This is a genomic window from Nitrospirillum guaranorum (assembly GCF_034653275.1).
Taxonomy (GTDB): Bacteria; Pseudomonadota; Alphaproteobacteria; order Azospirillales; family Azospirillaceae; genus Nitrospirillum.
On sequence record NZ_JAYEES010000001.1, the window covers coordinates 1444576 to 1467998 of the forward strand.

General features: G+C 69.3%; 18 protein-coding genes. 3 read left to right on the plus strand and 15 right to left on the minus strand.

Annotation, left to right across the window (positions count from 1 at the left end):
* Positions 1 to 93 precede the first annotated feature (93 nt).
* On the plus strand, positions 94 to 1584 hold the full coding sequence (locus tag UAJ10_RS05770; RefSeq protein WP_322914397.1) for an HAL/PAL/TAL family ammonia-lyase: 1491 nt from the start codon (positions 94 to 96) through the stop codon (positions 1582 to 1584).
* Between the two features lie 29 nt (positions 1585 to 1613).
* On the opposite strand, the gene UAJ10_RS05775 is transcribed toward UAJ10_RS05770, so the two are convergent.
* From UAJ10_RS05775 to UAJ10_RS05805, 7 genes are all read right to left on the minus strand, one after another.
* Positions 1614 to 2510 carry an SDR family NAD(P)-dependent oxidoreductase gene (locus tag UAJ10_RS05775; protein WP_322914398.1) on the minus strand — a complete coding sequence of 299 codons (897 nt, stop codon included), beginning with the start codon at positions 2508 to 2510 and terminating at the stop codon, positions 1614 to 1616.
* Positions 2511 to 2615: 105 nt separating this feature from the next.
* Entirely contained in the window at positions 2616 to 3293 is a 678-nt protein-coding gene (locus UAJ10_RS05780) for a TetR/AcrR family transcriptional regulator (protein WP_322914399.1), read from the minus strand.
* Positions 3294 to 3357: 64 nt separating this feature from the next.
* Positions 3358 to 4938 carry an AMP-binding protein gene (locus tag UAJ10_RS05785; protein WP_322914400.1) on the minus strand — a complete coding sequence of 527 codons (1581 nt, stop codon included), beginning with the start codon at positions 4936 to 4938 and terminating at the stop codon, positions 3358 to 3360.
* A complete protein-coding gene (locus UAJ10_RS05790; protein ID WP_322914401.1) occupies positions 4938 to 6587 on the minus strand; it encodes a carboxylesterase/lipase family protein in 1650 nt (549 codons plus the stop codon). The genes UAJ10_RS05785 and UAJ10_RS05790 overlap by 1 nt, the downstream gene beginning before the upstream one ends.
* Positions 6584 to 7216, minus strand: a complete 633-nt coding sequence (locus UAJ10_RS05795) for an MFS transporter (protein ID WP_322914402.1) — start codon at positions 7214 to 7216, stop codon at positions 6584 to 6586. Before UAJ10_RS05795 ends, UAJ10_RS05790 begins: the two co-directional genes overlap by 4 nt.
* 68 nt (positions 7217 to 7284) lie before the next feature.
* The gene (locus UAJ10_RS05800) at positions 7285 to 7947 is read right to left on the minus strand and encodes an MFS transporter (protein ID WP_322914403.1); all 663 of its coding nucleotides are present in this window, start codon (positions 7945 to 7947) and stop codon (positions 7285 to 7287) included.
* A gap of 4 nt (positions 7948 to 7951) precedes the next feature.
* Entirely contained in the window at positions 7952 to 10099 is a 2148-nt protein-coding gene (locus UAJ10_RS05805) for a TonB-dependent receptor (RefSeq protein ID WP_322914404.1), read from the minus strand.
* A 337-nt stretch (positions 10100 to 10436) separates the two neighbouring features.
* Here UAJ10_RS05805 and UAJ10_RS05810 point away from each other — a divergent pair, with 337 nt between their 5' ends.
* Positions 10437 to 12374 carry a M61 family metallopeptidase gene (locus UAJ10_RS05810; RefSeq protein ID WP_322914405.1) on the plus strand — a complete coding sequence of 646 codons (1938 nt, stop codon included), beginning with the start codon at positions 10437 to 10439 and terminating at the stop codon, positions 12372 to 12374.
* Between the two features lie 36 nt (positions 12375 to 12410).
* Here the strand turns inward: UAJ10_RS05810 and UAJ10_RS05815 are convergent, their stop codons facing one another.
* A complete protein-coding gene (locus tag UAJ10_RS05815) occupies positions 12411 to 13172 on the minus strand; it encodes an SDR family oxidoreductase (protein WP_322914406.1) in 762 nt (253 codons plus the stop codon).
* A 4-nt stretch (positions 13173 to 13176) separates the two neighbouring features.
* Positions 13177 to 14391, minus strand: a complete 1215-nt coding sequence (locus UAJ10_RS05820) for an MFS transporter (RefSeq protein WP_322914407.1) — start codon at positions 14389 to 14391, stop codon at positions 13177 to 13179.
* 81 nt (positions 14392 to 14472) lie between these two features.
* Between UAJ10_RS05820 and UAJ10_RS05825 the strand changes: the two genes are divergently transcribed.
* Entirely contained in the window at positions 14473 to 15393 is a 921-nt protein-coding gene (locus UAJ10_RS05825) for a LysR substrate-binding domain-containing protein (RefSeq protein ID WP_322914408.1), read from the plus strand.
* Here UAJ10_RS05825 and UAJ10_RS05830 read toward each other — a convergent pair.
* The 6 genes from UAJ10_RS05830 to UAJ10_RS05855 all read right to left on the minus strand — a co-directional run bounded on the left by UAJ10_RS05830 (position 15380) and on the right by UAJ10_RS05855 (position 23423).
* Positions 15380 to 16684 carry an MFS transporter gene (locus UAJ10_RS05830; protein WP_322914409.1) on the minus strand — a complete coding sequence of 435 codons (1305 nt, stop codon included), beginning with the start codon at positions 16682 to 16684 and terminating at the stop codon, positions 15380 to 15382. The genes UAJ10_RS05825 and UAJ10_RS05830 overlap by 14 nt on opposite strands.
* A 31-nt stretch (positions 16685 to 16715) precedes the next feature.
* Positions 16716 to 17903 (minus strand): DUF3089 domain-containing protein, encoded by a 1188-nt coding sequence (locus UAJ10_RS05835; RefSeq protein WP_322914410.1) that lies wholly within the window; start codon positions 17901 to 17903, stop codon positions 16716 to 16718.
* Between the two features lie 93 nt (positions 17904 to 17996).
* The gene (locus tag UAJ10_RS05840; protein WP_322914411.1) at positions 17997 to 19298 is read right to left on the minus strand and encodes a glycoside hydrolase family 1 protein; all 1302 of its coding nucleotides are present in this window, start codon (positions 19296 to 19298) and stop codon (positions 17997 to 17999) included.
* A gap of 56 nt (positions 19299 to 19354) precedes the next feature.
* Entirely contained in the window at positions 19355 to 20938 is a 1584-nt protein-coding gene (locus UAJ10_RS05845) for an AMP-binding protein (RefSeq protein ID WP_322914412.1), read from the minus strand.
* A gap of 64 nt (positions 20939 to 21002) precedes the next feature.
* Positions 21003 to 21692, minus strand: a complete 690-nt coding sequence (locus UAJ10_RS05850; protein WP_322914413.1) for a TetR/AcrR family transcriptional regulator — start codon at positions 21690 to 21692, stop codon at positions 21003 to 21005.
* Between the two features lie 69 nt (positions 21693 to 21761).
* The gene (locus tag UAJ10_RS05855) at positions 21762 to 23423 is read right to left on the minus strand and encodes a carboxylesterase/lipase family protein (protein WP_322914414.1); all 1662 of its coding nucleotides are present in this window, start codon (positions 23421 to 23423) and stop codon (positions 21762 to 21764) included.

The window sequence follows — 23423 nt, forward strand, 5'->3', positions numbered from 1 at the left end:
ATACATTCCCGCTTCGATTTAGTCTATACATAATTGCCAGATCGCGCTGCCGCCCGCATGAATCTTGCGACTTATGGACCCAAGGAGCAAACAATGACGCCACCCGTCCTGCTGAATGGTCCCCTGAGCTGGCGCGACCTCAGCGCCGTCGCCCGGGGCAGCGACCTGGTGCTGTCCCCGGATGCCTGGGCCCGCATCGGGAATGCCCATGCCGTGGTCGAGGCCATCGTGGCGCAGGGTATCCGGGCCTATGGCGTGAACACCGGTGTCGGCGCGCTGGTGAGCACGGTGGTGGACCGCGCCAAGCAGCGCGACCTGTCGCGCAACCTGGTGATGAGCCATGCCTGCGGCATGGGGCAGCCTCTGGAGACGGCCGCCGTGCGGGGCATCATCGCCGCGCAGATCAACAATTTCGCGCATGGCCGCTCCGGCGTGCGGCCCGACCTGGTGCAGGGCCTGCTGACGCTGTTGGCCCGGGGCTGCATACCGGAGGTGCCGTCGCGCGGGTCGGTGGGCTATCTGACCCACATGGCCCATATCGGCCTGGTCCTCATTGGCGCCGGCTCGGCCTACATGGGCGGGCGGCGCCTGTCGGGGCGGGAGGCGCTGGACGCCATCGGCATGTCCCCCCTGGTGCTTGATTCCAAGGAAGGGCTGAGCCTGGTGAATGGATCGCCCTGCGCCACCGGCCTGGGCGGCTATGCGCTGTCGCGGATCGAACGCCTGCTGGCCGCGGCGGACGCCGTCGCGGCGCTGACGCTGGAGGCGCTGGGCGCCCAGATGTCGGCGTATGAGGCCCAGGTGCTGCGGATACGGGTGTCGAACGGGCTGCACCGCACGGGCGCCGCCCTGCGGAACTACCTGGCGGGCAGCCGCCGCCTGGAACGGGTCGCGGGGACCCGGCTGCAGGACGCGCTCAGCCTGCGGGCCGTGCCGCATGTGCACGGTGCCGCGCGGGACGCCTTCGACGGCGCCTGCGCCGTCATCGACCGGGAACTGCAATCCGTCACGGACAACCCTATCGTCTCCGGCACGCCGGCGGCGCCGGTCGTCGAGTCCGAGGCGCACGCCGTGGCACCCGCGCTGGCCATCGCCTTGGATTCGTTGGCCATCGCCGTCGCGCACCTGGGATCCATCTCAGAACGCCATACCGACCGCCTGGTCAACCCGCTGGTCAGCGGCCTTCCGCCTTTCCTGGCCAGCGATCCCGGCGCCACCACCGGCTTCATGATCGCGCAGTACACGGCGTCCGCCCTGGTGGCGGACAACCGCCGCCTGTGCGCGCCGGCCAGCCTGGACGGCGGCATCAACTCCGCATTGCAGGAGGACTACCTGGCCCATCCCACGGCGGCGGCCACCAAGCTTCTGGCCGTCATCGACAACACCGAATACATCCTGGGGATTGAGCTTCTGGCGGCGACCGAGGCGCATGACCTGGCGGTCGACCCGGCGGACCGCGCGCCCGGCACCGCCGCCATCCACGACCATGTCCGCGCCTGCGTCGGCCGCTATCGCGACGACCGGCCGCTGGCCGATCACCTCAACATCGGCGCCGACATCATCCGCAACGGCCTGCCGGCGTGACCGGCAGGCCGTGGGCGCCGGATCGCACTCTAGCGGGGCACGGCCATCACCCTGTCGCCGCCCAGGCCGGCGCTGGCCAGTTCGCGTTCCGCCTGGGTGAAACCGTAGGCCGGCACGATCTCGTCGCGGCGGTCGGCGATGCCGTCCCAATTGGCCACCACCTTTTCGCCCGCGCTGCCGCCGGCCCCGATGTAGCGGCCGGCCGTCAGGGTGACGCTGGCCGTGGCGAAATGACCGGCCCCCGCGCAGAGGATGGCGCGGGTGGGCGCGTCGTCGCCCACCAGTGCCAAAAGGCCGGGGCTGACCAGGCTGGGCGCCAACAAGTCCAGGCTGTTCTCCGACAGCACGCCGTGGGTCATCTGCGTCGCCGCTGTCGGCGCCAGGCAGTTGACCCGGATGCCGTATTTCTCACCCTCGATGGCCAGGGTCTGCATCAGCCCCACCAGCGCCATCTTGGCCGCGCCATAGTTGGCTTGGCCGAAATTGCCGTAGAGGCCGGATGAGGACGTGGTCATGACGATGCGGCCGTAACGCTGCTCCCGCATGATGTCCCACACCGCCTTGGCGCAGATGAACGCCCCCGTCAGGTGCACATCCACCACCAGGCGGAAATCATCCAGGCTCATCTTGGCGAAGCTTTTGTCACGCAGGATGCCGGCGTTGTTCACCAGGATGTCGACGCGGCCCCAGGTGTCCATGACCTGCGACACCATGGCCGCCACCCCCGCCTCGTCCGTCACCGACGCGGCGACGGCGATGGCCTGCCCACCCTGCGCGGCAATCTCCGCCGCCACCGTGTCGGCGGCGGCCTGCGCCAGGTCGTTCACGACCACCCGCGCGCCCTGCCCCGCCAGATATAGGGCATGGGCCCGCCCCAGGCCCCCGCCGGCCCCGGTGATGATGGCGACCCGACCCTCAAGCGACATCCATTCCCCCTCCGCCATTGCGTTCTCCGTCCTTGGCATTAGAAATTAACTCTCTGGTTAGTGAATAAAATGATCGGGCGGGTCGCCGGAATGCCGCCCCCGCCCTCAGGTCCCCTGCCGCCGCTGCCTGCACACCTCCAGGAAGCCGGCGGCCATGAACGAGGCCATGCGCGCCTTGACCGCCGCGAAGTCGTCGGACTTGCACAAGCCGCCCGACAGCTTGTCGATGCGGCCCGTGCGCGCCAGCGTCAGCAACAGGGCGCCGGTGACGAAGTGATAGCCCCAGAAGATGTCCTCCTCCGGACTGTCCGGCAGCGCCTTCTTCAACAGGCCGATCAGGCGCAGCACGACGGGGTCGAAATGCTGGTCCATCAGCTCGGCCCCCCATTCCGGCGTGTTGGCCACCTGCGCGCCCAGGGCGGCGTAGTTCTTCCAGCCCTCGCCCCCCTTGATGTACAGGTCCAGGTCGGTGTCGAGGAAGGCGTGCAGCGCCCCCTCCACCGTGGGCTTCCCGCCGGTGGCCGCGTCATACTCATCCAGCGCCTGCATGCGCCGCGTGCTGGTGACCTCCGCCCGCCGGGCGAAGACCGCGTCGAACAACTTCTTCTTGTCCTCGAAGTAATAGTTCAACAGCGTGTGATGGACGCCGACGCGCTTGGCCACGTCCTTCAGCGTGACGCCGTAAAGTCCGTGCTTGGAGAAAAGATACTCGGCCTCATCGAGGATCTGCTCCATCATCTCGGCGCGCTGCTCGGCCTTGGTCGAGCGTCGACGCGGTTTCACCTGTTCACTCAATCTTCCGTCCTGACATGTGTCCGGGCGGCTCGCCTGCCACCCGTTCCTTCAATCAGCCTCCATATTGGGCACGCAGCCGGATTTTGTCGATCTTGCCCGTCGCGGCCTGGGGCATGCTTTCCACGCGGATGACCGCGTCGGGTATCCACCAGGCCGCGACCCGGCCGCGCAGGGACGCCAGCAGCGCCTCATCGCTGATGTCGCCGCAGGTCTCCACCAGCAGGATGGGCCGCTCGCCCCATTTCGGGTCCGGCCGGCCGATGACGGCGGCCAGGGACACCTGGGGCAGCGCGCCGACGATGGCCTCGATCTCCGCCGGGTTGATCCATTCGCCGCCGGACTTGATCAAATCCTTGGCCCGGCCGGTGATGATGAGGTTGCCGTTGGCGTCGATGCGCGCCAGATCGCCGGTGGGAAACCAGCCGTCGGCATCGGTGGCGGGCGCGTCGTGGCCGAAATAGCGGGAAATGACGGCGGAGCCGCGGACACGCAGATGCCCCTCGACCTCGCGCTGCTCCGGCAGCGGCCGGCCCTCGGCATCGGTCAACAGCAGGTCCACCCCCACCGCGGGCCGCCCCGCCAGGGTGGCCGACCGCCCGGGATCGTGCGCCGGTGTCACCGTGCCGGTGGGCGACATCTCCGTCATGCCCCAGCTGGTCTGCACCGCCACGCCCAGGCGCCGCTCGATCCGTTCCATCAGGGCGGGCGCCAGCGGAGAGCCGCCCATGAGGATGCGCTTCAGCGTGGGCAATTCGCCGCCCGTTGCCTCCAGATGTTCCACCAGGCCCAGCCAGACGGTGGGCACCCCCACGCCGACGGTCACGCCTTCCGCCATGATCAGCCGGGCCAGGCTGGCGCCGTCGGCATGGCGTCCCGGCAGGACCAGCTTCGCCCCCACCGCCGGCGCCGCGAAGGGCAGCCCCCAGGCGTTGGCGTGGAACATGGGCACCACCGCCAGCACGCTGTCGCTGCCCGATATGGCCATGACGTCGGTTTGCAACACCCGCAAGGTGTGCAGGAAGCTGGACCGGTGGGTGTACATCACCCCCTTGGGCGCGCCGGTGGTGCCGGAGGTGAAGCAGAGGCCCGAGGGTGACGTCTCCGCGAAGTCGCCCCAGGCGACGTCATGCCGCGCCTCGGCGATAAGAGGTTCCAGCGGGGAAACCGGCGGCCCGCCGGATGGTCCCCCCGGCCCCTCCGCGTCCCCATCGATGACCAGGATGCGTTCCAGGCCTGGCGCGCCCTGTTGTATTTGGCGCGCCAGGGGCAGCAGGTCGGCACTGGCGACCAGCAGCCGGGCCCCGGACTGCATCAGCATCGCGGCCAGCTGGTCCGCCGTCAGGCGGGGGTTCAGCGTGTGGCAAACGGCGCCCATGCCCATGATGGCGTACCACGCCTCGACATGGCGTTGGCTGTTCCAGGCCAGCGTCGCCACACAGTCGCCGGCCGTGATGCCGAAACCCGCGAGTACGGATGACACGGCCAGGCTGCGCGTCTTCAGGTCGGCGTATCCGATCCGGTCGGCGCCGCCGCCCTCCCGGGCGGTGACAACCTGGGCGCGGGGATGCCACTTGGCGGCGTGGCGCAGGAACTGGTCCAGCGTCAGGGCGTAGTCCTGCATCGCTCCCCGCATCACGGGCAACCCGCGCTCTTGGCCGGAAGGACCGGGGACACGATGCCGGTGTTCCAATTCCAGGGCAGGATGCCGGCGGCGTGGCGGCGGCAGACCGTCGCCTCATGCAACTCGTACATGCCCGGCATCAGGTGGGTTTCCGGCTGCGGCGTGGCGGCGAAACGCATATACGCCGCGGCGCCGTCATAGGGTTGCCACGCCGGCTGGCCGGCGGCGCTGGGCGTGCCGGTGCGGGCGAAAGAAGTCCAGTAGTCCATCATCGCATCCGAAAAGCGGGCTTCGGCCGGGGTATCCGCCACCTTGGGCCAGTAGGGCGGCGTGCCGTGGGCGGTGCCGAAGACGTAGGGGATTTCCGAGGCGTGGAAGCCGTGCAAGCCCTTGGCGTCCGCCTCGGGATAGCCGTGGTCGAACAAATAGAGGAAGGCCCGCTGGCCCTGCGCCGTCTGCTTGATCGCCAGGCGCTCCGACGTCCAGGCGTAGAGCGCGTCGCGGGTGTTGGCCAGGATGCTCTCGCCCATGTCGCTGGCGGGATATAGGGCCAGGTAGGCATCGGCCAAGTCGCCGTACTGGTGGCGGATGGCCGTCTCATAGGTCGCCGCGTCGGCCGGCGGTGGCGGCGCCAGGAACCGCAGCGACCGGATCTCTCCGCTGTTGAAGCCAACCAGGAGGGGGACCGGCGCCTGCCGCCCCTGGTCGAACACGTCGACCAGTTGTCCGGTCAGGACATGGCCGTCGATGTTGCCCCAGGGGCCGTAGCCGGCCTTGACGGCCGCGACGGTCAAGGCTTCCGCGTCCATGCCGCGCAGCGCCGCGACGTCGGCGGCGCCGACCGCCGTCGCCAGCCGCCGGCCGTTCTCCTCCGCCGACTGCTCGCCAAAGCGCGCCTCCTTCAGCGTCGGGGTGGAGATCATGTAGGCGCTCTGCGCGATGGCCTTGGCGAACAGGCCGCGGGCCGGTGGCGACGCCATCAGGTACATGACGCTGAGCGCCCCGGCGGATTCACCGGCGATGGTCACGTTGGCGGGATCGCCGCCGAAGGCGCCGATGTTGCGCTGAACCCAGCGCAGGGCCTCGATCTGGTCCAGCAAACCGTAGTTGCCGGAAACGCCATCCGGGGATTCGGCGCTCAGGCCCGGATGGGCCAGGTAGCCCAGGACGCCCAGCCGGTAGTTGATGGAAACGACGATCACGCCGTGCTCCGCCAGGCGGGCGCCGTCGTACAGCCCCTCGCTGCTGGCGCCGCCGACCAGGGCGCCGCCGTGGATCCACACCAGCACCGGCGCCTTCTTCGCCGCCGTCGGCGCCCAGACGTTCAGCGACAGGCAGTCCTCGCCCATTTTCGCCGGCGGGTCGGCATAGAGGCTGCCCGGGCGGGGCGGCGGCTGCACGCAGGCGGCGCCGAAATCATGGGCCGGTCGCACGCCCGTCCAGGACTGGACCGGCACCGGCGGCTTCCACCGCAGGGGCCCGACCGGGGGCTGGGCGTAGGGTATGCCCTTGAACACGGCCAGATCCCCGGCGACCTGGCCTTCCACCGCGCCCACCGGGGCGTTGACGACGGGCCCGCCGGTGGCGGCGCCGGCGGGAATGCCGTGGGCGAGAAGCAGCATGGCGGCACAGACGCCCATGCGCGGAAGCGGACGCATCATCGATCTCCAGTCCGGGTCCCTTCCTTCCGCAACACCCGCGCCAAGGCCAGGAACAGCAGGACGGCCAGGCCATAGAAGGGGACGAGCGTGTAGAAGGCGAGTTGCAGCGAGTGGTCGGGGTGGGTGGCGCGGAACAGGTCGCTGACCGCGCCCAGATAGGTGGGGCCGAAGCCCAGGCCGATCAGGTTCATGACCAGCAGCAGCAGGGCGCCGGACAGCACGCGCTGGTCGGGCCGCACCTCCTCCTGCACCAGGGCGACGGCCGGCGACAGGTAGAAGTAGTTGAAGAAGGTGGGGCCGGCCAGGAACAGCAGCGCCAGGGGCCAGGACGGCGCCCAGATGAAGCCGACGAAAAAGGGCACCGCCGCGCACAGGGCCAGCGCCGGCACCAGCGCGTAGCTCTGCCGGGCCCGGGCGGCGAACCGGTCGATCAGCCGGCCCGAGACGTACATGCCGGCACTGACGCCGATACCGATCAGCAGGGCGTAGTAGATCGCCACCTCACCCAGGGCCATGCCCTTTTCCCGCATCAGGAACAGGGTGGTGAAGTTCAGCAGGGCATAGGTGACGAACTGGGTGGCGCCGGTCGCCAGCGCCACCAGCAGCAGCGCCGGGCGGGTGAAGAACATCCGCACCGTTTCCCAGAACCCGGCCTTCGCCGCCGTCGTGACCGGGCCCGCCGTGACGTGGCCCGCAATCACCGGGCCGGCGTCCAGCCCCCCCGGCGTGGTTCGCGCACCAGCAGGTACACGGCCAGCGCCGTGACGACGCCGACGGCGCCCAGTAGCTGGAAGGCGCTGCGCCAGTTGTAGGCGGCGGCGATGGCGGCGCCGAAGGCCACGCCCAGGGCCTGGCCCAGGGGCGGGCCGAAGTTGTACAGCCCCAGCGCCGTGCCGCGCCGGCCCGGGCCGAAATAGTCGGAGATGATGGCGTAGGAGGGCGGCACGCCACCCGCCTCCCCCACCCCGACGGTCATGCGCGCCAGCACCAGCTGCGGATAGGTCGAGGCCATGCCGCAAGCCACCGTGGCGGCACTCCACAGGGCGCAGGCGATGGACAGCACCCGCACACGGTTGGTGCGGTCGGCCAGCCAGGCCACGGGGATGGAGATGAAGCAGTAGAAGAGCGCGAAGTAGAGCCCGCTGATCAGACCCAGCTGGCCGTCGGTGACCTTCAGGTCATCCTGGATGGGCTTGGCCAGGATCGACAGCAACTGGCGGTCCAGGAAATTGAGGACATAGACGAAGCAGAGCATGCCCAGCACGAACCAGGCGCGGGGCCCCGGCCGCGCGGATGGCGCGGCCGGGGAGAGGATGCCGGCGTCAGCCGCCGGCGGCGCAAGCGTTTCGGGTACCGCCATCGCCTCAAATCCCGTAGGTCAGCCGGATGCCGACAGTGCGCGGCCGCATGGTGCCGTAGCGGCTGGCCAGGAACGCCTCGGGATGGATGTAGGTGATGGAGGCGTCGTCCAAGAGGTTCTCGACATAGGCCGTGGCCGTCCATTTATCGCGGGCCACGCTGAAGCTCATGTTCACGTTGTTGTAGCTGTCGGTGTAGCCGAAGGTGGGGTTGATGGTCTGCGGCTGCCCCGGCACCCGTGGGAACTCGCTGGGGAAGGACCCCACGTGCTGGAAATTGATGGCGACGTTGCCCATCATGTCCGGCGTCACGTCGAAGGCGTATTGGGCGTAGGCGGACCCCTGGAAATGCGGTGACGACAGGCTGGCGCCCAGCACGGCGCCGGAAATGGCCGCCTCGGCCGGGCTGAGCTTCGTCACCCGCGCATCGTTGAACGAACCGTTCAGGCCGATGGTGAGGCCTGTCACGGGCACGGCGGCGATCTCGAACTCGATGCCCTTGCTTCGCGCCGCGCCGATGTTGGTGGCGAACTGCACCGAGTCCGACACGCGGTTGGCCTGGACCTGGATGTTGCTCCAGTCGATCAGGTAGAGCGCCAGGTTGGCCGACAGCCGGCCGTCGAACCACCGTCCCTTGGCACCGACCTCATAGTTGGTCAGGTCGTCGGAATCCGCGCCGTTGGGAATGATCAGGTCCTTGGCGTTGACCGTGCTGGGCCGCCCGGCGTAGGCGTTGACCACGGGGGCGCGGAAGCCGGTGGCGATGGTCGCGTAGGTCGTCAGTTCCGGGATGGGCTTGAACGAGGCGCTGACCTTGTAGGACGGCTGGCTGCCCTCCGCCTTGGTGCCTGTGGCCGGCGGCGTCGAGGTGATGGTCAAGGGCCCCGACCTGCCCAGCAAGGCGTTCGTCAGGTAGTTGGAGTTGTAGCCGCCCGTGGTGAACGCCTGGGCGTCCAGACCGCCATAGCGCAAGCCGCCGGTCAGCCAGAATTCGTCCGTGACGTGGTAGGTCAGCTCACCGAATCCGGCCAGCTCATGCGAATTCGTGTAGGTGTAAAGGCGCTGGTAATACTGGTCCGGCACGCCGGTGATGTTGTGCGCCCTCAGGTAGGCGATGTCGGAACGGTAGAGGTAGTTGATGTCCAGCCGGCGATCCAAATAGAAGGTGCCGATGGTCCAATCCCATTTGCCACCGGGGTCGGACGACAGCCGCGCCTCCTCCACGAAGGTGTTCTGGAAGGCGGACGCGTCCAGGCCGAAGGGGATGGCGCCGGCGAAGGTGCCGGCCAGGTCCACGAAGAACTGCTGGTCGAATTCCGACCAGGTCGTCGAGCTGGTGAAGTGCGCGCCGTCGAACTGGTAGTCGATGGTGCCGTTGACGGTGCCCAGCTTGCCGGTGAACAGGTCCGGCTCGTTGGAGTTGCGCTTGTACTTGCCCAGCCGGGGATCGATCAGGGCGCTGTCATGGGGGTTGCTGTCCTCATACGAGGCCAGCAGCTTGATCTGCAGGCGGTCCGACCCTTTGAGCAACAGGCTCATGCGGCCGCCGGTGTCGATCAGGGTGTTGGCGTTGTGCACGCCGGTGCCCAGGTTGTCGACCCACCCTTCCTCATGGCGGTAGAAACCCACCATGCGCAGCGCCAGCTTGTCCTCCACCAGCGGCACGTTGACCATGGCGTCGTAGCGCTGGCGCCAGGAGTCCGACCCCGTCAGGGCGACATCGGCAAGGGCGCTGCTGTCGTATTGGGTCACGTCGGGGCTCTTGAGCAGGATGCGCAGGGCGCCCGACAGCGAGCCCGACCCGAACAGCGTCCCCTGCGGGCCGCGCAAAAACTCCACGCGTTCCACGTCGAACAGATTGGGGTCCAGGACGGTGGTGTTGCCGGTGGTGGAGATGGGCAGTTCGTCGATGTAGACGGCGACGCTGCTTTGCAGGTTGGCGCCATAGCCGTTGGTGGCGATGCCGCGGGCCGTGAAATTGTTGAAGTTGGCCGTGGGCTTGTTCAACACCACGCCCGGCGTCTCGCGCGCCAGCCCCTCATAACCGACGATGCCCTGCTTGGTCAGTTCTTCCTGCGAGAACGCGGTGACGCTCAACGGCACGTCCTGCAGACGCTCGGGCCGGCGGGTGGCGGTGACGACGATTTCCTGCAAGGCATCGGAGGCGGACGCCTTTGGCGGCGTTGACGCGGTATCCTGCGCCAGGGCCGAAACAGTGGACGTGAGTAACGTGGCCGCGCACGCGGACACGAGCAGCTTGGCTCTCATGACGTGGTAAACCTCCCGTGCGTCGCCGATCGAACGTCGGCGTATGGACGTCACCATGAGGCAGGCGCACTCCGATGTCAACATTCACTCTCACGTGTGTGAATATTATGCTCACGGTGGCCGGCCGGGCGCTGCCGCATTGACCGGGTGCGCTCTGCGCCATTGCGCTACAGGTAGGCGTGGCCCTTATAAGGCTGGCCCCGACACGCAAGGAAGATCCGCGTTGAAGACCTTAGGTTCCGCCACCGCCGCCCTTCTCTTGATCGCGGGTTCCGCCTGGGCGCAACCCGGCGCCGGCCCCCAGCCGGTGACGCCGGCGCCATTCGCCCCGGCACCGCAGGACAGGCCTTTCAACGGCATCATCCGGTTGGACGTGGACGCGACGGACACCGTGCACAAGGTCTTCACCGTCCATGAAACCATCCCGGTGCAGCAGGCGGGCCGCATGGTCCTGCTGTACCCGGAATATGAGACGGGCAGCCACGCCGCCACCGCCTCCATCGCGGCGCTGGCGGGCCTGACGCTGCATGCGGGCGGCCAGCCCCTGGCCTGGCGTCGCGACCCGCTGAACCCCTATGCCTTCGCGGTGGAGGTGCCGGCGGGCGCCGCCGCCGTCGAAGCCGATTTTCAATTCCTGTCCCCCACCGGCCCACGCCAGGGACCCCTGCGCATGACGCCCGGCATGGTCACCGTCGCCTGGCAGACCCTGTTGCTGTACCCGGCCGGCTGGTTCACCCGCGACATTCCCGTCGCGGCCAGCCTGCGCCTGCCCGCCGGCATGACGCCGGCCACCACCCTGGCGCCCACCCTGGCGCCCGCGTCGGACGCGGAGGGAAGGCTGCGTTTCGCGACCGAGACGCTGGAGGACCTGGTCGATTCGCCGGTCTATGCCGGCCGCCACGTGCGCGAGGTTCCGCTGTCACAGGACACGGCGGCGCCGGTGACCCTGGCGCTGCTGGCGGAAAAGGCGGAGGATCTGGAGACAACACCGGCGCAGATCGCGGGCCTGGCCCGCATGGTGTCGCAGACCCACCGACTGCTGGGCCCGGCGCACTATCGCCGCTACGCGCTGATCGTGGCGCTCAACGACCAGCTGCCGGGCCCCGGCGGGTTCGAGCACATGGAGTCCAGCGAGAACGCGGTGCCGCCGGACTTCTTCCAGGCCGCCGGCGGCTACGCCATCTACCAGGACCTGTTCGCGCATGAGTTCGTCCATTCCTGGAACGGCCGTTACCGCCAGCCGGCCGGCCTGTGGGCCCCGACCTACAACCAGCCGATCGATGGCGGCTTGCTTTGGGTCTATGAAGGGCAGACGGAGTTTTGGGGCCGGGTGCTGGCGGCGCGCACCGGCCTGAGGACGACGGCGCAGACGCTGGATGCCTTGGCGATCGACGCCGCCGTCGCCCAATCCCGCGTCGGCCGGGCGTGGAAGTCGCTGCAGGACAGCGCCAACGACCCGTCCATCGCCATCGGCCGGCCCATGGTGTGGCGCGACTGGCAGCGGCGGGAGGATTATTACGGCGAGGGCGTGCTGCTGTGGCTGGACGCCGACAGCCTGATCCGCGAACGCACCGGCGGCAAGCGCGGCCTGGATGACGTGGCGCGCGCCCTGTTCAGCGGTCCGGCCGGGGACCGGGTGATCCGCACCTATGGCTTTGATGACGTCTGTGCCGCCCTCAACAGCGTGCTGCCATTCGATTGGGCCGCCTTCCTGCGCCGGCGGCTGGACGCGCATGACGACACCGGGCTGCTGGATGGCCTGACGCGTGGCGGCTATCGCCTGGTGTACACCGACACGCCCACCGACTATTTCCGGCAGACGGAGACGGACGGCGGCGGCACGGACCTCAGCTACTCCATCGGCTTGGTGGTGGACGCCAAGGGCCAGGCCCGCGCCGTCGCCTGGAATGGCCCGGCCTTCCGCGCCGGCGTGAGCGTCGGCAGCCGCCTCTTGGCTGTGAATGGCGAACCCTTCAGCAGCGAGCGTCTGATCGAGGAGGTCCGGCACGCCGCCACCCGTCCGGTGGAGCTGCGCTTCGACAGCGACGGGGCTGAGCATACCGCCGCCGTCGACTATCACGGGACCCTGCGCTACCCCCGCCTGGAACGCGTCGCCGGCACGCCCGATCGCCTGACGGCGCTGTTGCGGCCCCTGCCGTGATGGCGGCTGGCGTGAGGATCACGCGCGCCTCGCCGCTTATTTGCCGCCGGTCACATCGAGGAAGGTGCCGGTGATGAAGGACGCCTCGGCGCTGGCCAGCCACAGGATGGCGCGGGCGACCTCTTCCGGCTGGCCGCCCCTTCCCATGGGTATGGTGTCCTTGACACGATCCACCCGTCCCGGCTCACCACCGCTGGCGTGTATATCGGTGTAGATGTGTCCAGGGCGGATGCAATTGACGCGGATTCCCTCCCGCGCCACCTCTTTCGCGAAGCCGGTGGTGAAGGTTTCGACGGCGCCCTTGGACGCGGCGTAGTCGACATATTCGTTGGGGCTGCCGAGGCGGGCCGACGCCGATGAGATGTTGATCACGGCGCCGCCCCGCCCGTTGTGGCGATAGGCCATGCGCTTCACCGCCTGTTGCGCGCACAGGATGGGGCCGATGGCGTTGACCAGGAAGATGCGCCGCATCCGCTCGAACGCCAAATCCTCCAGCCGGGATTGCCGCGCCAGCATGGCGGCGTTGTTGACCAAGACATCGATCCGCCCGAACGCGTGATCGATCACGGCGAACAGGTCGGCGACCTGCGCCGGGTCGGCACTGTCGGCGCGCACAGGCAGGGCCCGGCGCCCGGCCGCCTCCACATCGGCCGCCACCGCCAGGGCGGCGGCCTCGTCGGACAGGAAGCTGATCGCCACGTCGTAGCCTTGCGCCGCCGCGAGCCGGGCCGTCGCCGCGCCGATGCCGCGACTTCCCCCCGTTATCAGCATAAGCGGCGCGTCAGAGACAGTGCTCATTGGATCAACCTTCCTGTTTCATGGGGGGCGCGCCGCGCAGATGGGGTCGCAACGCCAGGACAAGCGGGACGATCACGGCGGCGGTCGCGGCGGCGGCCACCACGCCGACGGTCTGGCTGCTGTGGTCGGCGACCGCGCCGTAAAGGATGGGCGCGACGCCGCCGGAGCCGATCACGCTTGTGTAGAAGACGGCGAAGGCGCGGCCCGTATCGGCGCCCGAAAGCTCGGGCACGGTGCCGTAAAGCACCGAAGAGGTGCCGTTGAGCACGACGCCAAGCAGCGGAAGCAGGATCAGCGTCTGCGTCAAGGGCGTGAACAGCGTCGCCATGATCAGCACGGCGGTCGCGGCCTCGGTCACCATGACGGTCCCGACCACGCCCAGCCGTTCCCCCAGCCAGCCGCACGTCGCCTTTCCGAACGCGCCGCCGATGAACAGCAGGGCAAGGGCCAACCCCACGGTGGGCGAGTCCCCGCGCTGCCCGTGGATGAGGAAGGGCAGAAACAGCAAATAGCCCATACGGGTCGCCGTATCGAGCGCGCCTATCGCCGTCAGAACCCCGAAGCCGCCGCGACCACGATGGCCGGAAGGCCCGCCTGGCGCGGCCCTTCCCCGGGCGGCCGCCCCCGGCGCCAGCGATATCAACGCGATCGCGACGGCGACGCCAAGCCCCACCATCAGGCCCAGCACCGCCCGCCAGGCGAGGACCGGCAGCAGGACCGCGACGAGCGCCGGCAACACGGCCTTCCCGAGATCGCCCGAAAAATTGTAGATACCGAGCGGGCGGCGCGAGGCCCCGCCATAACTGTCGGCGACGAGCATCGACCCGCGGGGATGCTGGATGCTGGACCCGACACCGGCCAGGATGAGGCCGGCGCAAAGGCCGGCGAAACCAAGCGGCAGCGCCATGACCAGCAGCCCCACGGACGCGATCAGGGTCGACAGGATCAGAGCCGACCGGGGGGAGAAGCCGCGCAGAAGGCGGTTGGCCGGCAGTTGCAGCCCGCCCATCGTCCCCGAATAAAGCGCGCGGATAAAGGCGAGCGCCGCGTAGGACAGGCCGAACTGCGCCTGCCAAACCGGCAGGAACGCATAGAGCCCGTCGGTATAGCCGTCATGGAGCGCATGGGCGAGGCACGCGGCCAGCAGGCTGCGCAGTTTCGTGGGCGCCGGGGGCCTTGGGTCGCCCACCGTCGCGGCAAGGCTGGTCGAGGATGTCATGGCGCGATGGTAGATAGGCGATAAATTTTCAACTAGCCTGTCATTGATCACGATATGCGTCAGCTTTAGTCACGGGTTCCCATGCGCCGCCTGCCACCCCTCAACGCCCTGCGCGTCTTCGAGGTCGCCGCCCGCACCGGCAGTTACGCCGAGGCGGCGGCGGAGCTTGGCGTAACCCACGGCGCGGTGAGCCGGCACATCACCGCCCTGGAAAGCTGGCTGGGCCAGAGGCTGTTCACGAGGGAAGGCCGCCGCATGGTGGCGACGCCCATGGCGGGCATATTCGCGGCGGAGGTCGGCCTTTCCCTCGACCGCCTGGCCGTCGCCGCCGAGGCCTGCGGCCGGCCCAGCGCGCGCCGCATCCTGCGTGTCAGCGCGCCGACCAGCTTCGCGATGCGGTGGCTGATCCCGCGCCTCGGCCGCTATCACGCGGATCATCCGCATGTCGAGGTCGTGGTCACCACCGTTTCAACAGTGCTTGAGGCGCTGCGCGGGGGTGTCGACGTGGCGATCCGGCGGAGCGCCGCGCGGGAGCACGCGTGGCCGCAGCACCACGTCGTTCCGGTGCTGGATGACGTCGACACGCTGATCATGAGCCCGGCGCTGTTTGCGCGGCGCCCCATCCTGCGGCCCGCCGATATCGAGGGGCACACCCTGCTGGCGACCGAGACGCGCGGCGGCGACTGGGCCGATTGGCTGGACGCGGCGGACCTGCACCACCTGGCCGGCCTTCCGCGCCAGGTGTTCGATCACTTCTTCGTGACGCGCCAGGCGGTGGAGGACGGGCTGGGCATCGGGATCGGCCCGCTGCCCATGCTGGAGATCGACATCGCCGGCGGACGGCTGATGACGCCGCTGCCACGGATCCAGGTTCCCCGCCGGGGTTATGTCGCCGTCGTTCCGCGCCAGGCCGACACCGGCAACCTTCTGGCCGGTTTCGTCGATTGGCTGGTCGAAGAGCGGGGCCGGCCGCCACCGGGCCCCGGGCTCACCCAGCCGTAGCGCGCGATCCGCGCGCCCTCGCCCGGCGGCTGAGGGCAAGAACGCTGAGGAAGGAAACGGCGCACATCACGGCCAGGTAGACGGATATGGGCATCGTTGATTGGAAGCGCGCGAACAGCGCCGTGGCGATGATGGGGGCGAAGCCGCCGCCGACGACGGAACCGACCTGGTAGCCGAGCGACGCGCCGGAATAGCGCACCTCGACGGGAAACAATTCCGCGAACAGGGCGGCCTGCGGCCCGTACATCAGGCTGAGGAACAGCATCTCCACCGCGATCGCCAGGGTGATGAGGACGGGCGATGCCGTTTCGATCAGGGGAAACAAGGCGAAGGACCAGAGACCGGCCAGCACGGCGCCGATCATGAATATGCCCCGCCGGCCGAATTTGTCGGAAACGCCCCCGCAGGCGATGAGGACCGGCAGCATGAACGCGCTGGCCAGCATCACGGCCGCCAGCAACGTCTCCTTCGCGATGCCCAGGGTGGCGGTGCCATAGGCCACGACGTAGGTGATCGCCATATAGAAGCAGGTGTTGTTGGCGACGAAGGCGCCACCCGCCAGCAGCACGTCCCCCAGGTGGTCACGCAGGACCCTGGCCAGGGGTGGCCCCTGGACGGCACCCGCCCCGGCGGTCTCGAACTCGCGCGGTTCCTCCAGGTGCCGCCGGACATAGCCGCCGATCAGGACCAGCACGACGCTGAGCAGGAACGGCAGGCGCCACCCCCACGCCTGGAAGGCCTGGGGCGTCAGGCCCTTGCCCACCAGCAGGAAGACGACGTTCGCCAGCACCAGGCCCACGGGCACGCCGATCTGGACGAAACTGCCGTAGAATCCGCGCCGGCCGCTGGGCGCGCTCTCGATGGCCATGAGCGCGGCGCCGCCCCACTGCCCGCCCACCGCCAGGCCCTGCGCGAACCGCAGGGCCACCAGCGCCAAGGGGGCGGCCACGCCGGCATGGGCATAGCCCGGCAACAGGCCGACGCCCGTGGTCGCCAATCCCATCAGCAGCAAGGCACCCGACAGCGCCCGTTTGCGGCCGAAAACATCCCCCAGGTGCCCGAACACGGCGCCGCCCAGGGGCCGCACGATAAATCCCACCGCGAAGGTGCTGAACGCCGCGATCTGCGCCACGAGCGGGGGCAGGTCGGCGGGGAAGAACTGCGCCGGAAACACCAGGGCCGCCGCCGTGCCGTATATGAAGAAGTCGTACCACTCGATGGCCGCGGCGGCCGCGGCGGTGACCGCCACCTTGACGATGGACGCGCCAGGCGCGGGCACCTTGTCCGTCATTGCCCCCTTCCGCTCCATCCTCTTGTCCATTCTAGCGGCGCCCGGCGGCATAGGCCGCCCCTTGGCGGCCGACGATGTCGACCAGGTCGCCGATCGCCTCATGCATGTCGATGCGATGCAACCCCCAGTCGGGGAAGAGGCGCCCGTCCACGATCACGTCGCCGGGGATGTCCCGCGTCCGCGCGTCGTCCGTGCCCGCGTTGACGTGGATGGCCAGGTAGGTGTTGGCCCCGTTGCTGACACACCGGGCGGTCAGCAGGCCGGGGGTGGTGACGAAGGGGGTGTCGATCGTGCGGGGTGTCCTGGTCCAGGAGAAGCCAGGCGGCGCCCAGGCGCCGAAATCCGCCGCGAAATAGCTGCGCAGCGGCCCGGTCCCCCCTGCCAGGTCGGCGGGGTTGGTGCAGAGCGCGTGGGAATTGGCGAACGTCTTCTGGGACAACGGGTCCAGGGCCCGGCCGAACAGGCCGCCCGGCGGCGGCGGCGGCGCATCCCGGAAGGAAACGTAGGAGATGACACAGCCCGTCTGGTCGGCGGCGTGGCAGGCCGGAATGTGCTGGAAGGTGCCGCCGACGTCGGCCCCGTCGGGAACCACGACGTTGGTGCCCAGCAGGATGGCCGACACCAGGCGCGCCTGGGTCGGCTTGCCATCGATCTCTTCCTGGATCAGTTGCGTCAGCACGACGGAACCCTGGCTGTGCCCGATCAGCACCACGCCACGCCCCTGATTGTCGTGCGCCATATAGTGGCGCCACGCCGCCAGGACGTCGGCGTACGGCATCGCCCGGTCCGGCGGCGGGCCGGCTGCGCCGCCCATGCGCGCATGCAGCGCGGTCAGGGTCACCTGGCGGTACATCGGCGCGAAGGTCCGGCATTGGGCAGCATAGCGGGCGAATTGACCGGCCGCGACGGTGAATTCCTCCCGACCGGGTGTCAGGTCGCTGTTGCCACCCGGGTCCAGCGAAACGGTGGGATAGACGTAGAAGCAGTCGATCGGCGGATCGCTGGCCGGCTTGAAGGCCTCGCGCGCCATGTGGCCGTCCGCCGTGATGACGGTCGCGGTCTGGTCCTGCGCGCAGGCGTCGGCCCGACCGGGACGGCAGAGCCAGTTGGCATCCTGGCTGTAGTCGGGCGCCGCCGGCACGGCGGTTTGCGCCCGGCACGGCACGGCCGCGACCCACAGGGCGGCCGCCAGCGCCGCGCCTTTCCAAAACCCGTTCATGACGCCTCCCGTTTTATCGGTTTGCCGTTTTATCGGTCGCTGTCAGAATCGCGCCGCCAAAACCCTCGGACCCCTGCGGCCAGCGGGGCCCCCTCACCCCCTGCGGATGATGTCCGCGAGGTGTTGGGAACTGGGCTTGGGCGTTCGCGCGAAGGTGTCGTGGTTGACCGCCACCAAGCCGAAACGCTGGCCGTACCCTTGCGTCCATTCGAAATTGTCCAGCAACGACCAGTAGATGTAGCTGCGCACATCGATGCCCGCGCGCAGGCACGCCTGGACCTCAGCGACGCTGGCGTCCAGCCAGGCGACCCGGCGTGTGTCGTCATCCGTGGCGATGCCGCTTTCGGTGACGAATATGGGCTTGGCGGTCTTGCGCGCGGCCAGCCGGATCACCTGCCCCAGGGCCTGAGGGTAATATTCGTATCCCGCCGCCGTCATCTCCGCCCCCGGCGGCGCGGCCGTCAGGCCCTTGGCATCGACCCGCAGGCGTGTGTACGCCTGCACGCCCACGAAATCGCTGGCGTTCACCGCATCCCACCAGCCACCGTACAACGTCGCCTCGACGGTGGGGGCGAGGCTGTCATCGCCCACCGCCTCCACCGCCTGCGTGGTCAGCGTGACGCCCACGGGGAAATCGCCGGGTCCCGCCTTGATGGCCTGGTAGGCCTTGGCATGCGCGTCGAGCAGATGGGCGTCGATGCGGTCCGGATCGGCGAACAGGATGGAAGAGAATAACGGGGACTGGGTGGCGCGCGCCGCGGCGGCGATCATCGCGGTGCGCGCGGCCCGGTATTCGGGCGTGGCGGCCCCCCGCAGGACCTTCACCAGCAGGTGGATGTTGGCCTCATTGAAGGGCGAGGCCATGCCGATCTGGCCGCCCAGCGCGCGCGTGGCCCGATCGCAGAAGCGGGCGAACAGGTCGGGGCTGTCCGGCGCCTCCCACCCACCGCGGGCGGCGAACCACAGCGGCACGGTGAAGTGGTTGTACGTCACGATGGGCAGCAGGCCGTGCGCCCGGCAGGCGGCCAGCACCCGCGTGTAATGGTCCAGCTCCACCTGGGAAAACTGACCCGGCTCCGGCTCTATCCGGGCCCATTCGATACCGAAGCGATAGCAGTTCAGCCCGATGGCGCGGGCGATGGCGAAGTCCTGCTCGTATCGATGATAGCTGTCGCAGGCGTTGCCCGACGGTTCCTTGTAGACCGTCTCCGGCAGGTGCTCCAACAGCCAGCTGTCGGAATTGAGGTCGTTGCCTTCGCTCTGGTGGGCGGAGATCGCGGCCCCCCACAGGAAGCCCTTCGGCATGGCCGGACGCTGGGCCGCGCGCGCGGGAATCGCGTTCAAGGCGGTCGCCGCCGCCAGCCCCGCCAATATCGTCCGCCGTGTGGTCGCCATTCCTTCCTCCTTGAATTCTTCGCCTCTGTTCCCCGCGTCCCGCGACCCGACCCGGCTCAGCCGTGGTCGGCACGCAGGCGCGCCTTGTCGATCTTGCCCGTCACCGCCAGCGGCATGGCGCCGACGCGCACGATGGCGTCGGGCAGCCACCAGGACGGTATGCGCGGGCGCAGGGCGGCCAGCAGCGCCTCGTCGGTGATGTCCCCGCCCTGGCGCGCCTCGATCACCAGGACGGGACGCTCGCCCCATTTGGGATCGGCCCGGCCCACCACCGCCACCTGCGCCACCTCGGGCAAGGCGCCCACGATGGCCTCGATCTCGACAGGGTTGATCCATTCCCCGCCCGACTTGATCAGGTCTTTGGCCCGACCCGTGATGCTGACTTGGCCATCGTCGTCGATGACGGCCAAGTCGCCGGTGTCGAACCAGCCGCCGGCGTCGACGGCCGGTTCGCCCTGCCCGAAATAGCGTTCGACCACGGCAGCACCCCGCACGCGCAGCCGGCCCTCGCGTCCCCGCTGCTCAGGCAGCGGCGCGCCGTCGGCGTCGGTCAGCCGCAAATCGACGCCGATGGGCGGGCGGCCGGAACGGGAGGCCAGCCGCACCGGCGCGCCCGGGGGTGTGGTGGTGCCCAGCGGCGACAGCTCCGTCATGCCCCAACTGGTCTGCACGACGACGCCCAGGCGCTTTTCCAGCCTGTCCATAAGCGCCTGCGGCACCGACGCGCCGCCCAGCATGACCCTGCTCAGCGACGGCGTGTCCCCACCCGTCCGGTCCAGATGGTCCACCAGCCCCAGCCAGACCGTCGCCACGCCGGCCGCGACGGTGACGCCCTCCGCGTTGATCATGGCCGCCAGGCTGGGGCCGTCCTGGTGACGGCCGGGAAGGACCAGCTTGGCCCCCACGGCGGGCCCGGAGAATGGGAAACCCCAGCCGTTGGCATGGAACATGGGCACCGCGACCAGGACGCTGTCGCGCGCGGTGAGGCCGCTGACGTCCGCCTGAAGCTGGTGGACGGTGTGCAGGTAGTTGGACCGGTGCGTGTAGGTGACGCCCTTGGGCATGCCCGTGGTGCCGGAGGTGAAGCACAGGCCCGCCGGCGTGTTCTCGTCGAACCCGCCCCAGCCCGTCTCCCGGCCCAGACCGGCCAGCAATTCCCCGTAACGCCAAACGCGGACAGGGCCGTCATCCGGCAGGCCCGGGTGCGGACCCTGGATCTCGGCGCCCGGCTCGTCCAGCACGACGACATGCTCCAGCGTCGGGCAGGCCGCCGCCAGCGCACTGGCCAGCATGGTCAGATCCGGGCTGACGGCCAGCACGCGGTTGGCCGCCTGCCGAATCATGCCGGCCAAGTGCGCGGGCGCCAGGCGGGGGTTCAGGGTGTGGCACACGATGCCGACCCCGACGGCGCCATACCAGCATTCCAGATGCGCCTGGCTGTTCCAGGCCAGGAGGCCCAGGTTGTCCCCCAGGCCCAAACCCAGCGCCTGGAACGCGCCCGACAGCCGCCGACTGCGGTCCCGCAACGCCGCATAGCCGATGCGGGCACCGGCCCCACCCGCCGTCACCACCTCGGCGCCGCCGTGCCATTTGGCCGCGTGGTCGATGAAACGATCCAGGGTCAGGGCATACGGCTGCATCGCGCCGGCCGGCAAAGGCCCGGGGGGCGAAGGGCTGCTCGTCGGTGTGGGCGGCTCAAGCATGCTAGGGTGACTTGTTCTGTTGGCAGATCGCCAGGAAGCCGGCGGCCATGAACTTGGCCATGTGCTTCTTGATGGAGACGAAGTCGTTGGAAGAACAAAGGCCGTGGGACAGTTCGTCAAGGCGGCCGGTTCGCGCCATGTTGTGAGTCATGGCGCCGGACACGAAGTGGTAGCCCCAGAAGATCGTCTCCTCGTCACACTCCGGCATGGCCTTCTTCAGCAGGTCGATCAGCGCCAAGACGACGGGATTGAAGTATTTGGTCATCTTTTCGGCGCCCCAGCCGGCGGCGCTGTTGGCCTGCGCGGCGATCTTGCCGAAGGTGGCCCACTGTTCCACATCGTCGATCTGCACGTTCAGATCGGCGTCGATCCAGGCGCTCAACGCCCCCTCGACCGTGATGGCGTCGCCCACCTCCTCGGCATAGCGCCGCATGGACTCCAGCCGGTTGCGGGCGGAAATGGGCGCCTTGCGCGCCCAGACCGCCTCGCAGATGCTGTCCTTGCCGTTGAAGTGGTAGTGGATCAGCGTGGAACTGACGCCGACGCGGGCGGCCACGTCCTTCAGCGTGAAGCCGTGGTAGCCGAATTCGGCGAACAATTGCTCCGCCGCGTCCAGGATGCGTTCGATCGATGCCTCGCGGGCACGGGCTTTGTGGTTGCGGGCGCGCGTGGGTTGATCAGTATTGCTCATTGGTTTCCAAACTCCCGACCTGGATGCCACGGCGGCCTCGCCATGCCGCCTTGGCCTGTCCAGGTACGGTTAAAAGGCCGAGAAGCCGATGTCGAGCCGCCAGCCGCGCCCTTGCTGGCGGCGGGTGGCGACCAGCGTATCGGCGTAGGTGAAGGCGGCCGGCTGCAGGCCACGCCGGGCGGCCGGACGGTCATCGATATCGAGGTAGCCGGCCTGCGCGGCCGTGTACCGGGGCCATGCCGCCTCCCCCGGGGCGGTGGGTGCGCCATCCCGGACGAAGCTGACCCAGTAGTTCATCATGGCGTCCGAAAGCCGGGCCTCCGTTTCGGTCAGTGGCGGCCGGGGCCAGTTGGGACCCAGCGCCCCGGACGGGCCGACCTGACCGAAGACGTAGGGCAGCTCGCTGGCATGGAAGGCCGCCAGGTCGCGCGCCCGTTCCGCCGGGGTGCCGTGCCGGAAATAATAGAGATAGGACGGCTGTCCCGCCGCCGCCTGCTGGCGCGCCAGGTACTGGGCGGCCCACCCGTACAGCCCGTCGCGGATGGAGGCCATCACATCGGCCCGCGGATCGGTGCCGGGATAGACCGCCAGGTAGGCGGGCGCCTGGGAACCGAAGCGGCGGCGGACGTCGGCCTCGTACGCCGCCGAAGTGTCGGGCGCCTTGGGCATCAGGAAGGGCAGCGAGCGGATTTCCCCCTCGTTGAAGCCGGCCAGCACGGGCACCTTTGCCTGCTCCCCCCGGGCGAAGGTGTCGGCGAACTGCCGCGTCAGCGTGACGCCGTCGATCACCGGTTCCGGCTGCCAGCCTTGGGCCAGGCCAGCCTTGAACAGGGCGACAAGGTCAGCCTTGCGCAGCGCGGCGGCATCGGTGGCCCCCACCGCGGTGGCCAACGCGGCGCCCGCGGTCTCCGCCGACGGCAGGCCCAGCGTTTCCTCATGCAGGGCCCGGTAGGACGGCATATACCCGCTTTGCGAAATCGCGCCGGCGAACAGTCCGCGGGCCGACGGGCTGGCCAACAGCGCGATGACGCTGAGGCCGCCGGCCGACTCCCCGGCGATGGTGACGCGGCCAGGGTCGCCGCCGAACGCCGCGATGTTGTCGCGCACCCAGCGCAGCGCCGCGATCTGGTCCAGCAGCCCATAGTTGCCCGACAGGTGCTGCGGCGATTCCGCGCTGAGGGCCGGATGCGCCAGGAATCCCAGCAAACCCAGGCGATAATTGATGGAAACGACGATGACGCCGCGCTGTGCCAGGCTGGCGCCGTCATACAGCGGTTCGGAACTGCTGCCCCCCACCAGCGCGCCGCCATGGATCCAGACCATGACCGGCAGGTGTTCTGCCCCGGCCGGCGCCCAGACGTTCAGGGTCAGGCAATCCTCGCCGACCGGGGCCATGCCGCCCGAATAGATGCCGGTGGGTGACGGCGGCGGCTGCAGGCAGGCGTGCCCGAAATCGCGGGCGTCGCGCACCCCCGTCCAAGCCCGGGCCGGCACCGGCGCGCGCCAGCGCAGATCGCCCACCGGCGGCTCGGCGTAGGGAATGCCTTTGAAGGCCGCCACCTTGGTTCCCGGTACCATGGCGCCCCGCAGGTCGCCGCCGCTGACATGCGCCCGGGGCGGGGCGTCCGCCGGCCCGACCGGCGCCGTCTTGGCGCAGGACATCAGGGCCAGTCCCAGGCAGGCCGCCGCCAGCCAGCGGCGGTGCCCTTGGCCCCTTCGCGCTTTTCGCAT

Coding starts and splice junctions, on each gene's coding strand:
- UAJ10_RS05850 (WP_322914413.1), bottom strand. CDS start 21,692: ATGAGCAATACTGATCAACCCACGCGCGCCCGCAACCACAAAGCCCGT.
- UAJ10_RS05795 (WP_322914402.1), bottom strand. CDS start 7,216: ATGTTCTTCACCCGCCCGGCGCTGCTGCTGGTGGCGCTGGCGACCGGC.
- UAJ10_RS05800 (WP_322914403.1), bottom strand. CDS start 7,947: ATGGCGGTACCCGAAACGCTTGCGCCGCCGGCGGCTGACGCCGGCATC.
- UAJ10_RS05785 (WP_322914400.1), bottom strand. CDS start 4,938: ATGCGGGGAGCGATGCAGGACTACGCCCTGACGCTGGACCAGTTCCTG.
- UAJ10_RS05790 (WP_322914401.1), bottom strand. CDS start 6,587: ATGATGCGTCCGCTTCCGCGCATGGGCGTCTGTGCCGCCATGCTGCTT.
- UAJ10_RS05830 (WP_322914409.1), bottom strand. CDS start 16,684: ATGACGGACAAGGTGCCCGCGCCTGGCGCGTCCATCGTCAAGGTGGCG.
- UAJ10_RS05820 (WP_322914407.1), bottom strand. CDS start 14,391: ATGACATCCTCGACCAGCCTTGCCGCGACGGTGGGCGACCCAAGGCCC.
- UAJ10_RS05835 (WP_322914410.1), bottom strand. CDS start 17,903: ATGAACGGGTTTTGGAAAGGCGCGGCGCTGGCGGCCGCCCTGTGGGTC.
- UAJ10_RS05825 (WP_322914408.1), top strand. CDS start 14,473: ATGCGCCGCCTGCCACCCCTCAACGCCCTGCGCGTCTTCGAGGTCGCC.
- UAJ10_RS05855 (WP_322914414.1), bottom strand. CDS start 23,423: ATGCGAAAAGCGCGAAGGGGCCAAGGGCACCGCCGCTGGCTGGCGGCG.
- UAJ10_RS05770 (WP_322914397.1), top strand. CDS start 94: ATGACGCCACCCGTCCTGCTGAATGGTCCCCTGAGCTGGCGCGACCTC.
- UAJ10_RS05840 (WP_322914411.1), bottom strand. CDS start 19,298: ATGGCGACCACACGGCGGACGATATTGGCGGGGCTGGCGGCGGCGACC.
- UAJ10_RS05815 (WP_322914406.1), bottom strand. CDS start 13,172: ATGAGCACTGTCTCTGACGCGCCGCTTATGCTGATAACGGGGGGAAGT.
- UAJ10_RS05775 (WP_322914398.1), bottom strand. CDS start 2,510: ATGTCGCTTGAGGGTCGGGTCGCCATCATCACCGGGGCCGGCGGGGGC.
- UAJ10_RS05845 (WP_322914412.1), bottom strand. CDS start 20,938: ATGCAGCCGTATGCCCTGACCCTGGATCGTTTCATCGACCACGCGGCC.